General features: G+C 39.1%; 11 protein-coding genes and 9 pseudogenes. 13 read left to right on the forward strand and 7 right to left on the reverse strand.

Features of this window, described 5'->3' with window-relative positions; all coding sequences use genetic code 11:
* The first annotated feature begins 18 nt into the window (after positions 1-18).
* The 6 genes from pdxH (at position 19) to KA717_03940 (ending at position 4,611) form a co-directional block, all read left to right on the forward strand.
* Positions 19-663 (forward strand): pyridoxamine 5'-phosphate oxidase, encoded by a 645-nt coding sequence (gene pdxH, locus KA717_03915; GenBank protein ID UXE64543.1) that lies wholly within the window; start codon positions 19-21, stop codon positions 661-663.
* Between the two features lie 204 nt (positions 664-867).
* Entirely contained in the window at positions 868-1,581 is a 714-nt protein-coding gene (locus KA717_03920) for an ISAs1 family transposase (protein ID UXE62043.1), read from the forward strand.
* Positions 1,582-1,699: 118 nt separating this feature from the next.
* Complete coding sequence (locus KA717_03925) at positions 1,700-2,779, forward strand: IS1 family transposase (protein UXE62044.1); 1,080 nt, start codon at positions 1,700-1,702, stop codon at positions 2,777-2,779.
* A gap of 89 nt (positions 2,780-2,868) precedes the next feature.
* Positions 2,869-3,342 carry an ISAs1 family transposase gene (locus KA717_03930; GenBank protein UXE64544.1) on the forward strand — a complete coding sequence of 158 codons (474 nt, stop codon included), beginning with the start codon at positions 2,869-2,871 and terminating at the stop codon, positions 3,340-3,342.
* Between the two features lie 226 nt (positions 3,343-3,568).
* Entirely contained in the window at positions 3,569-4,012 is a 444-nt protein-coding gene (locus KA717_03935; GenBank protein ID UXE62045.1) for a helix-turn-helix domain-containing protein, read from the forward strand.
* Between the two features lie 17 nt (positions 4,013-4,029).
* Positions 4,030-4,611 (forward strand): IS630 family transposase, encoded by a 582-nt coding sequence (locus KA717_03940; GenBank protein UXE62046.1) that lies wholly within the window; start codon positions 4,030-4,032, stop codon positions 4,609-4,611.
* 19 nt (positions 4,612-4,630) lie between these two features.
* Here the strand turns inward: KA717_03940 and KA717_03945 are convergent.
* A pseudogene (locus KA717_03945) lies at positions 4,631-4,822 on the reverse strand (ISKra4 family transposase).
* Positions 4,823-4,963: 141 nt separating this feature from the next.
* Between KA717_03945 and KA717_03950 the strand changes: the two are divergent.
* A pseudogene (locus KA717_03950) lies at positions 4,964-6,301 on the forward strand (IS5 family transposase).
* Between the two features lie 155 nt (positions 6,302-6,456).
* On the opposite strand, the gene KA717_03955 reads toward KA717_03950, so the two are convergent.
* Positions 6,457-7,239 carry a hypothetical protein gene (locus KA717_03955; protein UXE62047.1) on the reverse strand — a complete coding sequence of 261 codons (783 nt, stop codon included), beginning with the start codon at positions 7,237-7,239 and terminating at the stop codon, positions 6,457-6,459.
* A complete protein-coding gene (locus tag KA717_03960) occupies positions 7,205-7,633 on the reverse strand; it encodes a hypothetical protein (protein UXE62048.1) in 429 nt (142 codons plus the stop codon). Before KA717_03960 ends, KA717_03955 begins: the two co-directional genes overlap by 35 nt.
* Positions 7,634-7,680: 47 nt before the next feature.
* On the opposite strand from KA717_03960, the pseudogene KA717_03965 reads away from it, so the two are divergent.
* A pseudogene (locus KA717_03965) lies at positions 7,681-8,499 on the forward strand (ISAs1 family transposase).
* A gap of 324 nt (positions 8,500-8,823) precedes the next feature.
* Here KA717_03965 and KA717_03970 read toward each other — a convergent pair.
* A pseudogene (locus tag KA717_03970) lies at positions 8,824-9,180 on the reverse strand (transposase).
* Positions 9,181-9,302: 122 nt separating this feature from the next.
* Here KA717_03970 and KA717_03975 point away from each other — a divergent pair.
* Together KA717_03975 and KA717_03980 are read left to right on the forward strand one after the other, a co-directional pair.
* Positions 9,303-9,620 (forward strand): transposase, encoded by a 318-nt coding sequence (locus KA717_03975; protein UXE62049.1) that lies wholly within the window; start codon positions 9,303-9,305, stop codon positions 9,618-9,620.
* Entirely contained in the window at positions 9,614-10,198 is a 585-nt protein-coding gene (locus tag KA717_03980) for an IS3 family transposase (protein UXE62050.1), read from the forward strand. The genes KA717_03975 and KA717_03980 overlap by 7 nt, the downstream gene beginning before the upstream one ends.
* A 27-nt stretch (positions 10,199-10,225) precedes the next feature.
* Here KA717_03980 and KA717_03985 read toward each other — a convergent pair.
* A protein-coding gene (locus KA717_03985; protein ID UXE64545.1) for an ISKra4 family transposase occupies positions 10,226-11,283 on the reverse strand; the annotation gives its coding sequence in 2 pieces (ribosomal slippage) (positions 10,226-11,127 and positions 11,127-11,283; 1,059 coding nt in all).
* A gap of 157 nt (positions 11,284-11,440) precedes the next feature.
* On the opposite strand from KA717_03985, the pseudogene KA717_03990 reads away from it, so the two are divergent.
* The 3 pseudogenes from KA717_03990 (at position 11,441) to KA717_04000 (ending at position 12,543) form a co-directional block, all read left to right on the forward strand.
* Positions 11,441-11,812, forward strand: a pseudogene (locus KA717_03990) (ISKra4 family transposase).
* Between the two features lie 34 nt (positions 11,813-11,846).
* Positions 11,847-12,212, forward strand: a pseudogene (locus KA717_03995) (transposase).
* Positions 12,213-12,245: 33 nt separating this feature from the next.
* A pseudogene (locus KA717_04000) lies at positions 12,246-12,543 on the forward strand (transposase).
* Positions 12,544-12,553: 10 nt separating this feature from the next.
* On the opposite strand, the pseudogene KA717_04005 reads toward KA717_04000, so the two are convergent.
* Together KA717_04005 and KA717_04010 are read right to left on the reverse strand one after the other, a co-directional pair.
* Positions 12,554-12,832 (reverse strand): annotated as a pseudogene (locus KA717_04005) (transposase).
* A gap of 34 nt (positions 12,833-12,866) precedes the next feature.
* A pseudogene (locus KA717_04010) lies at positions 12,867-14,148 on the reverse strand (ISKra4 family transposase).
* Between the last annotated feature and the right edge of the window lie 38 nt (positions 14,149-14,186).

Below are 14,186 nucleotides of genomic sequence, written 5' to 3' on the forward strand. Positions count from 1 at the left end.
AAAATTGTCTTGTCCTCTATGGCCTTGTCCCTAGCCGATCTACGCTTAAACTACTGTAAAGCTGAACTCAACGAAAATTCTGTCGCCGATCATCCTTTTGTTCAATTTCACCATTGGCTAGAAGAAGCGATCGCGGCCCAATTGCTAGAACCGAATGCCATGAGTCTGGCCACGATTTCTGCCACCGGCAAACCTGTGGCTCGTATGGTGTTATTAAAAGCCTTAGATGAAAACGGTTTTGTTTTTTTTACCAATTACGACAGTGCCAAGGGCCAACAATTAACGGCAAACCCTGATTGTGCTTTGGTTTTTTGGTGGGGAGAATTAGAGCGACAAGTGAGGATTGAAGGCTCAGTGGAAAAAATTAGTGCAGAAGAGTCGGATTTCTATTTTCAATCTCGTCCGAGAGCCTCTCAATTAGGAGCCTGGGCTTCTCCCCAAAGTGAAATTATCAGCGATCGCCATTTACTAGAGCAAAAACTGGCTTTGCTTGAAGAAAAATATACGAACCAAAAAGTTCTCCGACCAGACCATTGGGGCGGTTTTCGAGTCATACCAAAGGCGATCGAATTTTGGCAAGGCCGTCCGAGTCGTCTTCATGACCGTCTTTGTTTTCAGTTAGATCCCCAGGGGAATTGGCAAAAATATCGTCTGGCACCTTGACTTTTTAGTAATGTTCTAGTGGTCTGTCAAGCTAAAGATTGTGAACTTGAGGGAAAATGGAGAGGCTATTCATTACAGGGTAATCGCATCTTATTTGTTACAAAAAATACAGACAAAAAGAGAGAAATATAGTGTAAAAAAGAAGCAGTCATCTAAGAGAAGAAAAGGCTATTATTTAAAAAAAGTAAGTGAGTGAGGTCAAAGATGGCAAAAGGCTTCGGCGCAAGAGTTCTAACCCCACAACAAGAAAAAGAAGTCAAAATTATCAAAAGAAGCATACTGAAACATTTTCAGTGCCTAAAAGAACCGAGAACAGGGAGAAGGCAAGACCATAACTTAACAGCAATTGTCACCATAGGAATATTGGCAGTATTGTCAGGGGCAGATGGCTTCGTAGCAATTGAAGCCTATGGCAAAGCCAAACGAGAATGGCTAGAAATGTTTCTAGAGTTACCAAAGGGAATTCCCTCTCACGATACCTTTGGAAGAGTATTTGGAATGTTGGAAACAGAAGAACTAGAAAAAAGTTTTCTGAGCTGGATAAGCAGTCTAACGGAGAAAATGGACATAGAGCTGATACAGATAGATGGAAAAACGAAAAGAGGTTCTTATGATAGGGAAAAAGGACTAAATGCGTTACACAGCATAAGTGCGTGGAGTAGTGAGCGGGGACTGATGTTAGCGCAAAAGAAAGTAGATAGTAAATCTAATGAAATAAAAGCAGTCCCCTTGTTACTGAAGTTACTTAACATCAAGGGGGCAGTAGTAACCCTAGATGCAATGGGAACGCAGACAGAAATCGCAAAACAAATAAAGCAAGGTGAAGGTGACTATGTATTGGCTCTCAAAGGAAATCAGGGCAAACTTAATAAACAAGTTAGGGATTGGTTGGTACTGGTATCGTGTGATCAAAGCTAGAAAAAGTTATGGTGTAAGAGTTTGAGAAAATAGAAAATAACTTACGACTGGACATATTCCCGTTTTTGTTATACTATTATTATTGTCATTATATTAAAGAAAGGGAAAACAGAAAGCAATGTCAACATTGAATAAAAGCTCAATTGACCTCCTAAGTGATATTGGCTTACCCCAAGAGAAAGAGGAAGCCTTATTTCAGAAAAACTGCCCTCATTGCTATAGTGAAAACGTAAAAATACATTCTCATTATCAAACGAAAGGTAACGGGGAACGTAAAATGTTCATTTGTCAAGAATGTAGTTCTTGTTTTGCTGAGACTTATGGTAGCGTAATCGCTGGCTTAGAAACCCCATTAAGTGAAATTGTAAAAGTATTAAAAGCCAGAATGGAAGGAATAGGATTAAATGCAGCAGCCCGAGTATTCGGCTACGCGAAAACAACAATATTGAATTGGGAAAAGAAATTATCAGGATTACAAGAGACATTATTTTTATACGCCTTAGTGAATGAATTTGTTAAATTAGTAATAGAAGGGGATGAACTATACACAAAAGTTGGAAAAAATAAAGAAGCAAGTGCCTCTGAGGGGTGGACAATCGTGCTCATGGACAGGGCTAGCCGCTTTATTTGGCATTTAAAATGTGGTCGAAAAGAGCAGAAATTATTTCTAGAAGCAATGATGACGGTAACGGAATTATTTGAAAGGAGTGCAGAATCTCTCCAGTTATTTACAGATGGAGAAAAGCGATATAGTCAACTGCTATTTAATATTTGTCACGAAGTATTAAGGACTGGAAAGCGAGGTCGTCCCACCAAAGTATTACCGAAGGGTCTTGTGGTAAGACTAAAAAATAAGAGTAGTAAACGTCGAGATTCTGAGGGTAAACTAAAGAAAGTAGAAACTCCGAAACCAGAACATCCTGAGACAACAGAAAAACCAGAAGAAAAGGACATCCATGCCAACCACGTTGAGGCATTTAATAGTGCTATCCGACGCTATTTAGCCGCCTTTCGTCGTCGTACAAATACTTATGCTAAATCTGTTGTGGGATTACAGCGAGTCCTAGATATTTTCTGGATGGTTCATAACTTTGTTCGCAGCCATTTTACGACTAGAGAAGTTCCTGCTGTAGCTCTCGGTATAATTGAAAAAGGGTTAACTTGGGAGGACTTACTCCAAATTCGCCTGATTTCTTGAACCTCTCGTATTGCAACGTTTGTAGCTTCTAGCTAGACGATACCAGTGCCGATTGGTTTAAACAAGCGGTCGCTCAGAACTGGCAAGGAATTGAATACAGTTATCATGAGAAGACAGAAAAAGGACATTACCGTTTAGAAACTCGTCAAGTCTGGACAGTGTCAATCAATCAGCTTTCCGCATTGCATCGCCAAAATCAGTGGGTCGGTTTAGCAACTGTTGTGATGGTTAAAAGTAAAACTCAATTCGGTCATAAAACAACAGAGACGTTTCGCTATTATATTAGCAGTCTTCCTACGGATGCCGAACGTCATAGCCATGTGATTCGTTCTCACTGGAGTATTGAAAATAGTCTGCATTGGGTTTTAGATGTCACTTTTAATGAGGATGCGAGTCGAGTGCGTCAAGGTAATGCGGCTGATAATTTGGGCTTGCTCCGTCGTTTAAGTATTAATTTGCTTAAACATGAGCCATCTCAAAAAAGCTTGAAGATGAAGCGTTATTTGGCGGCGATGGACAACAATTTTCTTCTACAGGTTTTAGCAGCTAGTTCACAGGAGTGATATTCATGAGTATATTTAGCTTCAAATAGGAGGATTGGCAAAATATTGACACCAACAATTATGAATTAGCGAAATTACTTAATCTTTTAGAGTTTAAGTTGATTTTCTTCTCTTTTTAGTTTTTGATATAGTCTATTTTTAAGCTAGATTTCTTTTTTGATTCCACTCTACTAATATGCGATTACCCTGCTATTCATTACCTCAACAGATATCGTAATAAGTAACCATGCTCAAGACCTATATTGTCCGATTAAGTCAAGAAGAACGTCAGACCCTAAAAGATTTGGTATCCATCGGCAAAGGAGCGGCTTACAAAATTAAGCACGCCAATATTCTGTTAAACATTGATGTGAATGGACAAGGATGGACGGATGAGGAAGCTGCCGCCGCCTTTAGTTGTCACCGTAACACAGTCGCCAATCTCAGGGAGCGATTGGTCAATGAAGGTGTGGAGTCAGCATTAAGCCGCAAGCCCCGCAAAACGCCGCCTCGTCAACCGATTATTGATGGAGAGGTAGAAGCAAAACTAATCGCCTTACGTTGTGGAGAACCGCCTGCTGGTCAAGCCCGTTGGACATTGAGGTTACTAGCCGACAAGGCGGTCGAGTTAGAAATTGTGCCAGCAATTAGTCACGAAACCGTGCGTCAAGTGTTAAAAAAAACGAACTAAAACCTCATCTGCGACAGATGTACGTGATTCCACCAGAAAAGAGTGCCGAATTTGTGTCTAACATGGAAGATGTTCTAGAAATTTATCACCGACCCTATGACCCCAATTGTCCAGTGATTTGCATGGATGAGCAACCTATACAATTGGTCAAAGAAACCCGCCTTCCTCTACCAGCCAAACCTGGACAGCCAGAGGCGCATGATTACGAATATGAACGCAATGGAACAGCCAATATCTTTATGTTTACAGAACCCTTGTCTGGGTGGCGAAAGACAGTTGTCAGTGAACGTAGAACATCGGTTGACTGGGCAACAGAAATTAAGAATTTACTCGATAACGACTATGCTGATAACGACAAAGTCATTTTAGTATGTGATCAGCTAAATACTCACAAACTTGCCTCACTATATGAAGCATTTGAGCCTTCCACGGCTCGTCGTCTAGTCGAACGGTTGGAAATTCACCATACCCCAAAACATGGCAGTTGGCTTAATATTGCTGAAAACGAGCTGTCCGCAATGACTCGGCAATGCCTAGCTCGTCGAATTCCAGATCGGGAAACTTTAGAGCAAGAAACAACGGCTGGGTGCGACCTTTAGTTGATAAAAGCTGTTGTAATCAGGGTTCTACAGGGAACCCATATTGATCAAGTTTTGCCCAAAATTGACTCCATCGTTCCTTGGTCAATACCAAAGCTCGTAGGCTCAAAATAATTCCTGCTCCTTTTTCCTTCCATCGCATCCCTGAACAACATAATCGTTGTTTGACCAACGTCTTACAAGCTGCTTCCGTAACACCTGAACCAATCGGATACTTTTTCTCTAAGTAGGGCTTGCTGAAAAAAGCTGAGACCTTTACGGAGAAAAATAGTAGGCGAATTAAGAACCGCTAGAATGCACGAAAATAGGGTAGAATGCCTCAAAACCATTGCATTAAGAAGAGAGAAAGCAGATGTACCGAAAGCAACAGTACTCAATTGAAACACCAGAAAACTTGAAAAATCTGTTCGGCGGGCAGTTAGACGAAGAAAATCGTTGGATAGAAATGTCAAAAATGATTCCCTGGGAAGAATATGAGGAAGAATATGCAAAAAACTTCACAGAAAAAAAAGGAGCCCCAGCCAAATCATTTAGAATGGCATTAGGAGCATTAATTATCAAAGAAATTTCAGGAAAAAGTGACAGAGAAACAGTAGAACAAATAAAAGAGAACCCTTATTTACAGTACTTTATAGGAATGGAAAGCTATAGTAGCAAAGAAGCATTTAGTGCGTCAATGATGGTTCATTTTCGTAAAAAAATAGGAATGGAATTAATAAATAAAATTAATAAAGAAATAGAAAAAAAAGCGACGGGTGTAGCGTCAGAAAAAAAAGAAAATGAAGGAAAGTTATTGTTAGATGCGACTTGTACACCAGCAGATATAAAATATCCAACGGATATAGGAATATTGAATGATGCCAGAGAAAAAACAGAAAAAATAATAGATAAGCTGTATGAAGAAATAAAAGAGAAAAGGAAAGAAAAGCCGAGGACTTATAGGGAAGTGGCAAGAAAAGAGTACTTAGCCATAGCAAAAAAACGTCGTGTGTCAAAAAAAGAAAGAAGAAAAGGAACAAAAAAACAACTAGGATATATAAAAAGAAACTTGTCTGATATAGAAAAAATGATAGAAGAGGGAGCAAAGTTAGAAAAACTAACGAAAAAAGAGCAAGAAGAGCTTGTAACGATAGGAAAAGTGTATGAGCAACAGTTAGAAATGTATGAAAAAAAGACAAATAAAGTAGAAAACAGAATTGTGAGTGTAAGCCAACCTCACGTGCGTCCAATAGTGCGTGGAAAAGCGGGAAAAGCAGTAGAGTTTGGAGCTAAAATATCGGCAAGTAATGTGAATGGCTTTGTCTTCTTAGACAAATTAAGTTGGGATAATTACAACGAATCGGGAGATTTACAAGCGCGAATAGAAGAATATAAAAGGGAAACAGGATGTTATCCGGAATCGGTTCATGTGGATAAAATCTATCGAACAAAAGCGAATCGAGCTTATTGTAAAGAAAGGGATATAAGAATGAGTGGTCCCCGATTGGGAAGACCGCCGAAAGAGGTGAGCAAAGAAAAAAAGAAAGAGGCACGCTCAGATGAAAGAGTGCGTAATGCCATTGAGGGTAAATTCGGACAGGGAAAGAGGAAATTTAGTCTTGGTCGAGTGATGGCCAAACTACCTGAGACCTCGGAAACGGTAATTGCGATGAACTTTTTGGTAATGAATCTTTCTACTCTACTTCAGAAGACAAAAAGTAAAAAGTTGTAGAGTCGTTTTTCTTGTGAAAAATGGTGTTAATTTTCCTCTCTTTTGTGAGGAGTGATTTGTGTTGACCTTTTTAGACAGAAAGGAACAATAGATTAAACAAAATCTGTATTTTGATTTGTTTCCATAAGGATAAGTTATCTATGCTTTTTCAGTCCATACTTCCCTAACCCACATTTCTTTCGTTTTTTGACTTTTTCAGCAAGCCCTAAGTATTCAGCATAATCCATTTGATGCTGATGATTCTCGTAATAAGTAATCGCCGCTTGTAGTTTCTCGGTAAGATTCTTAGAATGACTTTTTTCTTCTTTGACTTCTTTCATCAGATTTAGCAGTTCTCCTGCTTTTCCTTTTTCATGCTTGAGTTCTCGACAATTTTCAGTCAACCATTCTTTTTGTTTTGACACGGTATTCGGATGCAACGCTTCTGCCAAGGCACCTAAGTAACCAGAGGCATGATAGAAATCTAATATCTGTTCTTCCGTTTGCTTTTCTAAAAACTTCCAATTTGATTCTGCCTCGTCTGCTATCCCGACCAATGTTGCCTCTGGATAACGTTTTTTCGCTCGCTCAATTTCTCTTTCTAATCTTTCTAGAAAACTCTTTTTTCCATACTCTGGTGCCGCACCTAGATAGATTGTATGTTGACGTTCGCCTTCACTATCGTATAGGGAAACGGTTCCCACCATTGCTTCACGGTAGCCATCCTCACACATCAGCATACAGGTTCCATCTAATCCTATTCCCACTGTTGCAATTTGGCTATCCTCCTTGGGCGGGGCATAACTCCACGCTTCTTCTTTTGCCTGTACCACACTTCCTACTGCTTCACTCAATCTTTGGATATAGGATAGCGCTACTTTTCTACCATGATTTTCTAATAAATCATTTTTCACCTCTTTGCCTGCCATCCCTGACATTTTTGAGGATACCTGTTTTGCCAATAATGGCGTTGATGTTATGATTATCCTTGCTTCTCTTTCTAAGGGGCAATACGTTTTTCCTCAAAGGTGAACGCTGATATACATGACGATTCACTATAACCTCACCATAAGGTGTTTGATATTCTTTCGGTTGCTCTCCCTTACTCTTCCAGATTTCTTCACCGATTTTTAAGGGTGAACCATCTGTATCTAAATATTTCAAGGCTTCTTTGCTGGCGATGCAACCTACTTCGTTTAAGCCTTTTTGAATATTTATTTCTGTATCCAACATTGAACGACTGAGTTCTAATGTTAGTTCTATTTTTATCTTTGAACCCTCTACATTAATTAGTTTTGCTGTCATCATTGTTTCCTCTTTGTCACTTTTCATCTCATGTTAACACTTTTCTTTTTCTTCATCAACTAAAGGTCGCACCCAGTGAAGGAGAAGTGATAGCGATTGACGGCAAAACCCTTCGCCACTCCTATGACAATGCCAACGGAAAGGGCGCAATTCAGATGGTAAGTGCATGGGCAACAGCAAATCGTCTAGTACTAGGACAGTGCAAGGTGGAAAGCAAATCGAATGAAATCACGGCGATTCCTAAACTCCTGAAAATGCTAGAGGTCAAAGGTTGTATCGTAACGATTGATGCCATGGGAACTCAGACAAAGATTGCCCAACAGATAGTAGGGCGAGGGGGAGATTATGTTTTGGCATTGAAAGGCAATCAAGGTAATTTATGTGAGGATGTTGAACAATTATTTGCTCATGCTCAATCGGTTAATTTTGTGGGAATTAAGCATGATTTTCATCAAACAATAGACAAGGGACATGGACGGATTGAAATTCGCCGTTGCTGGACGATGGAACAAACAGAATTTTTGCTGGGTGCGGAGAAATGGGCAAAGTTGACGAGCATCTGTATGATTAAAGCGGAGAGACGATTGAAAGACAAAACAGAGTATGAGACTCGCTACTATATCAGTAGCCTGCCGAGTAATGCTCAAAAATTATCCCAATCTGTTCGTAGTCATTGGTTGATAGAAAACTCTTTACATTGGGTTCTAGACTTGGCCTTCAACGAGGATGCTTGTCGCATTCGTAAGGATTTTGCTCCTGAGAATTTAGCCGTCTTACGCCATATCGCTCTTAACTTGCTCACAAAGGAAAATACTCTGAAACTTGGTATCAAGAATAAACGGCTACGCGCTGGTTGGGACGAGGACTATCTCCTTAAGGTTTTACTCGGATAAGATGCGTTTGCCCTGTTCGGGGAGCTTTTCGCTTGGTTTTAGAGATTCGCCTAGGGCGTGTCATCAATCAGCAATTCCAAATTCAGAATGTAGTCAAAGATACAAAAGGCTCGATGTATTTACTGGCAAGGGTTTTGCTATGAAAATTGCCAATTAATCAACTAGTAGTCCAAGGCGTAAGTTTAGGTGCTATAAAATTTAAGCAGCCAAAACCTTCCCCCGATACGTCCATCGAAAGGGCTTCGCCATAGTGCGGTTAAAATAGTCGATGAATTCAAGAATTTGCGTTCTTAAATCATCTTGACTGAGAAAATTTCCTCGTTTCAGTAACTTACGCATTAAAATACCAAACCAAATCTCAATTTGATTGAGCCATGAACAATGCTTCGGTGTGAAGTGAAAAACAATTCGATGATTGGGGTCACTGAGAAAAGTTGCTCTACTCGCCATTGATTGAAGGATGCCACTCTTGCCCTTCTCTCCTAATTCAAGATTAAGTCCCTCAAATTCTGCTACATAGCGAACCAAAGATTCTGACTGATGGGTATTTAGGCAATCCATAATCAAGTGCCATTTTGCTACATCAGGGCTGGTGGCAATGGTTTTTTGGATATGGCTTAAATAGTCTGCCTCTGTGCGAGTATTTCCGACTGTAGAGCAGATTACTTGACCCTTGGCCACATCAAAACTGGTTATTAACGTTTGAGTGCCGTGACGAATATATTCAAATTCTCGACCTTGAATTGAGGTAGCCCCCCAAAACTGGACAGTAGTGTAAGCTCTAAATCGAAATCAGGAGAGCTATGAGCAACAAGAAAAAACAGTATGGAGCCCAGTTCAAAGCCAAAGTCGCCTTAGAAGCAATTCGAGGAGAGAAAACGGTATCTGAATTAGCCAGTCAATATGAAATTCATCCAACAATGATTAATGGATGGAAACGAAAAGTATTAGACGAAGCTAGTCAAATCTTTGAAACAGAAAACCAAGGAAAAGAAATCAAAGAAAATGCTGAAACTCAGATAAATGAGCTATATCGGCAAATAGGAAAGCTAAAAGTCGAGCGAGATTTTTTAGTGGACAGGTCGGTACAATTGGGGCTACCGACCGAAAAACCTTGGTAGCCCCCAAACATTCTGAATTGTGCATTCAACGTCAATGTGAATTATTAGGAATAAATCGTTCGAGTTATTATTACGAACCAAAGGAAATTAGTTCCGAAGAATTGACACTATTGAGACTGTTGGATGAACAATATATGAAAACACCATTTTATGGGAGCAGAAAGATGACAGTATACCTCAACACATTAGGTTATGAGGTAAATCGAAAAAGAGTAATACGATTGATGAATCAAATGGGAATACAAGCAATTTACCCCAAGAAAAGAACAACGTTGCGAAACCCTGAGCATCAAATTTATCCTTACTTATTACGAGACTTAAGCATTGAAAAAGCCAATCAAGTTTGGTGTACCGACATCACCTATTTGCCAATAGGAAAAGGACACTTTTATCTAGTAGCAATTATGGATTGGTTGAGTCGTAAGGTATTGTCATGGAGGATTAGCAACACTATGGATGTTTATTTTTGTAAGTCAGCATTGGAGGAAGCATTGTCAATTTATGGCAAACCAGACATCTTTAATAGTGATCAAGGAAGCCAATTTACCTCGGGAGCATCTCACCTTTGCAATAAGTAGAAATACTTAACGAGGTAAATGAAAGAGTCAAAAAAGGTAATCATTTAAATAGGAACAGCGATGACGAAGGACTTGTGGTACATTGTCAGAATTCCAACTCGCACCAGTAATTTTAAGACGATGACCAATTTGTTTAACTTGAGATTCGACAGAGCCAGAGCCAATAGAAATGCCCTCTGCCTGCAAATAACCATAATTGACAATCCGATGTTTATGCTTGTTTAAATAAATGATAAAATTCTCAGCTTGAGGCTCTGACCATCCCTCAAAACAGGAGATAGCGGCATCCACTTCACCCGTCCAAAGAAAAGACTTGACCTCCTCAATTCGCTGGAATGACCCCCCAACTTTATAGAGGTTTTCAATTAAGTGATACCAGTCCAAAATTTCAATTCGCTCATGTTTCTGTCCTATCTCACGAAATAAGTTCCAGATACCATCATGTCCATCTCCCAAACAAATTAAAGGCTTAGCCAAAATTTGAGAATTAACCAAATCTAATAAAGCCGAGTTATCTTGAAAAAAGGCAGCTACCCCCAATTGATGAAAACTGACTCCTTTATAATCACGCCAAATTAAGGGTTCTCCCTTGGGAGTTCTGAGTCGTACCTTCCCACCATCTATGCTAATTTCTTCGACTTCTGTGTTAGAGGGTAATTCTTCAAAATGATAGCGATGTACAAGGCGTTGTTGCGTACTGTGAGAAACAGCAATTCCCGTCAATGATTGGATTTTCTTAGCTGCTTTTTCATAAGACTCATCGCCACTCAGTAGCAAACAGTTCTTCTCTAACATTGGACTCATCTGAGTTCGAGGCTTTAGTTCTAATTTCTTCGCTTGTTTTTCTGTAATGGGCAATTCCCCCAAAATACTTTTTACTGTTCGTATCCGACCTGTGGTTTCCTCGGTACTTGTTTTGACAAAAAAATACCTATTTCTGGGTTGACATACTGAATCATTAAGTCTCTGACAGTCTCCTCTATTTCTCCCAAATTATTAAATGTTTTAACTTGAGATTGTTGATAGAGACATTCTCCCAACTCTTGACATAACTCTTGAATCCTTTTTTCATTTTCTGATAACACTGATAACATGAGATTGTTCCTCAATTGGGATAGATTTTGGAAAGTGGGTCTCGACTATTATACTCTCATTTCTTTTTTTGATAAAGTTCGATAAAGTTCAAAGTCTTATTTTTCTGCCCCATAAGTATTAATACTTATTGCATAAGTGAGATGCTCCCAAAGAAGGGAAGTATTGGATTGGTATCACTTGGTGGAAAATATCCATAAAGTGAAAGTTTCAAAAAAGGTAAAGAGGCAAATAGAGACGTACTTATGGCAAGGGGAGCAAGATTCAGCAATTAAAGAATTGAACGGTTCAAAACAAAAGGAAGCAATTAACTTCATCAATTATATGAAGAAACATGAAAGCAGAATGCCAGATTATGGACTCTATCAAGACTTAGGTATCTGCATTGGCTCAGGAAGTGTAGAGTCAAAAATCAAACAAATTGGCAAGAGAATACAAATAGCAGGGGCTTGTTGGAAGTCAGAAAACGTTCCTCAAATATTGAGATTACGCTGTGCTTATCTCAATGAAGCTATTGCCTGAGTACTTTTACTCATTGCAAATCTGGGATGCTCCCAATAAAGAAGAGTTAAAAGAAGAAAAAAGAGAAGAGTTAGAAGAGATATTAAAGATGTATCCTTGTTTAGGAATAGCGTATGAAATGAAGGAAGAGATTAGAGATATTTATGAGCATTCAAGAACGACAAATGGTGCAAGGAGAAAATTTGAAAAATGGATGAGAACAGCGAGCCTATTCTATAAAAAAAGTGTGGGTATGCTGAAAACTCATTTGACAGGTATATGCAATTATTTTGAAAACCATACAACTAATGGATTAACGGAAGGGATGAATACAAAAATTAAATTAATAAAAAGGAAAAGTTATGGATTTGCTAATTTTGAGCATCTACGGCTTAAATTGTTAGCTTGCTTTAACTCGTAACATAACATTACACACAGACAAGGGGAGAGCCATGTAACCGATGACCAAGTGTATGGCCCTCAAGAAGGTGCGTTTTTCAACACGCATTATCAAGGAGTGTGTTATGCGCCTTTATATATTTTCTGTGGGCATCATTTATTAGTAGCAAAACTCCGTTCATAAACATGTCGATCCAGCCGGAGGAGCTTTAGAAGAATTACAGAGAATTATCGGAATTATTAGAGCAGAATGGAAAGAGACTCAAATCATAGTTAGAAGTGATAGTGCATATGCTCGTAAAGATATCATGAAATTCTGTGAAGAGCAAGCTTGTGTTGATTATGTGATAAGCTGTCATCAGTTTAACTTGCAATAATACTTGAGCCCTTGTTTTTGATTTTACGTCCCCAACATATTGTCAATCCACCTTCATTAAGAAGTTTATGGATGAGAGATTCTAATTCTTCAATTGATTTGAATAATTTATTTGCAATATATTCTTTTGCTGAATGCCATACCAATTCCATTAAATTATAATCGGGACTATAGGGGGGTAAAAACTCCAAAATAATGTTTGGCATTTCTTCCGTGAGCTCGTCTAGAATTTCTTGCTTTTTGTGGAAGCTCGCATTATCTAAAATGGGTGCGACCTTTAGTTGATAAAAGCTGTTGTAATCAGGGTTCTACAGGGAACCCATATTGATCAAGTTTTGCCCAAAATTGACTCCATCGTTCCTTGGTCAATACCAAAGCTCGTAGGCTCAAAATAATTCCTGCTCCTTTTTCCTTCCATCGCATCCCTGAACAACATAATCGTTGTTTGACCAACGTCTTACAAGCTGCTTCCGTAACACCTGAACCAATCGGATACTTTTTCTCTATGTATTCAGCATAATCCATTTGATGCTGATGATTCTCGTAATAAGTAATCGCCGCTTGTAGTTTCTCGGTAAGATTCTTAGAATGACTTTTTTCTTCTTTGACTTCTTTCATCAGATTTAGCAGTTCTCCTGCTTTTCCTTTTTCATGCTTGAGTTCTCGACAATTTTCAGTCAACCATTCTTTTTGTTTTGACACGGTATTCGGATGCAACGCTTCTGCCAAGGCACCTAAGTAACCAGAGGCATGATAGAAATCTAATATCTGTTCTTCCGTTTGCTTTTCTAAAAACTTCCAATTTGATTCTGCCCCGTCTGCTATCCCGACCAATGTTGCCTCTGGATAACGGTTTTTCGCTCGCTCAATTTCTCTTTCTAATCTTTCTAGAAAACTCTTTTTTCCATACTCTGGTGCCGCACCTAGATAGATTGTAGGTTGACGTTCGCCTTCACTATCGTATAGGGAAACGGTTCCCACCATTGCTTCACGGTAGCCATCCTCACACATCAGCATACAGGTTCCATCTAATCCTATTCCCACTGTTGCAATTTGGCTATCCTCCTTGGGCGGGGCATAACTCCACGCTTCTTCTTTTGCCTGTACCACACTTCCTACTGCTTCACTCAATCTTTGGATATAGGATAGCGCTACTTTTCTACCATGATTTTCTAATAAATCATTTTTCACCTCTTTGCCTGCCATCCCTGACATTTTTGAGGATACCTGTTTTGCCAATAATGGCGTTGATGTTATGATTATCCTTGCTTCTCTTTCTAAGGGGCAATACGTTTTTCCTCAAAGGTGAACGCTGATATACATGACGATTCACTATAACCTCACCATAAGGTGTTTGATATTCTTTCGGTTGCTCTCCCTTACTCTTCCAGATTTCTTCACCGATTTTTAAGGGTGAACCATCTGTATCTAAATATTTCAAGGCTTCTTTGCTGGCGATGCAACCTACTTCGTTTAAGCCTTTTTGAATATTTATTTCTGTATCCAACATTGAACGACTGAGTTCTAATGTTAGTTCTATTTTTATCTTTGAACCCTCTACATTAATTAGTTTTGCTGTCATCATTGTTTCCTCTTTGTCACTTTTCATCCCATGTTAAC

This window comes from Woronichinia naegeliana WA131 (genome assembly GCA_025370055.1).
GTDB lineage: Bacteria > Cyanobacteriota > Cyanobacteriia > Cyanobacteriales > Microcystaceae > Woronichinia > Woronichinia naegeliana.

Excerpts from the sequence above, each read along its gene's own strand:
- KA717_03975 (UXE62049.1), top strand. The coding sequence starts at position 9,303 with ATGAGCAACAAGAAAAAACAGTATGGAGCCCAGTTCAAAGCCAAAGTC.
- KA717_03920 (UXE62043.1), top strand. The coding sequence starts at position 868 with ATGGCAAAAGGCTTCGGCGCAAGAGTTCTAACCCCACAACAAGAAAAA.
- KA717_03925 (UXE62044.1), top strand. The coding sequence starts at position 1,700 with ATGTCAACATTGAATAAAAGCTCAATTGACCTCCTAAGTGATATTGGC.
- KA717_03935 (UXE62045.1), top strand. The coding sequence starts at position 3,569 with ATGCTCAAGACCTATATTGTCCGATTAAGTCAAGAAGAACGTCAGACC.
- KA717_03940 (UXE62046.1), top strand. The coding sequence starts at position 4,030 with ATGTACGTGATTCCACCAGAAAAGAGTGCCGAATTTGTGTCTAACATG.
- pdxH (UXE64543.1), top strand. The coding sequence starts at position 19 with ATGGCCTTGTCCCTAGCCGATCTACGCTTAAACTACTGTAAAGCTGAA.
- KA717_03955 (UXE62047.1), bottom strand. The coding sequence starts at position 7,239 with ATGTCAGGGATGGCAGGCAAAGAGGTGAAAAATGATTTATTAGAAAAT.
- KA717_03960 (UXE62048.1), bottom strand. The coding sequence starts at position 7,633 with ATGAAAAGTGACAAAGAGGAAACAATGATGACAGCAAAACTAATTAAT.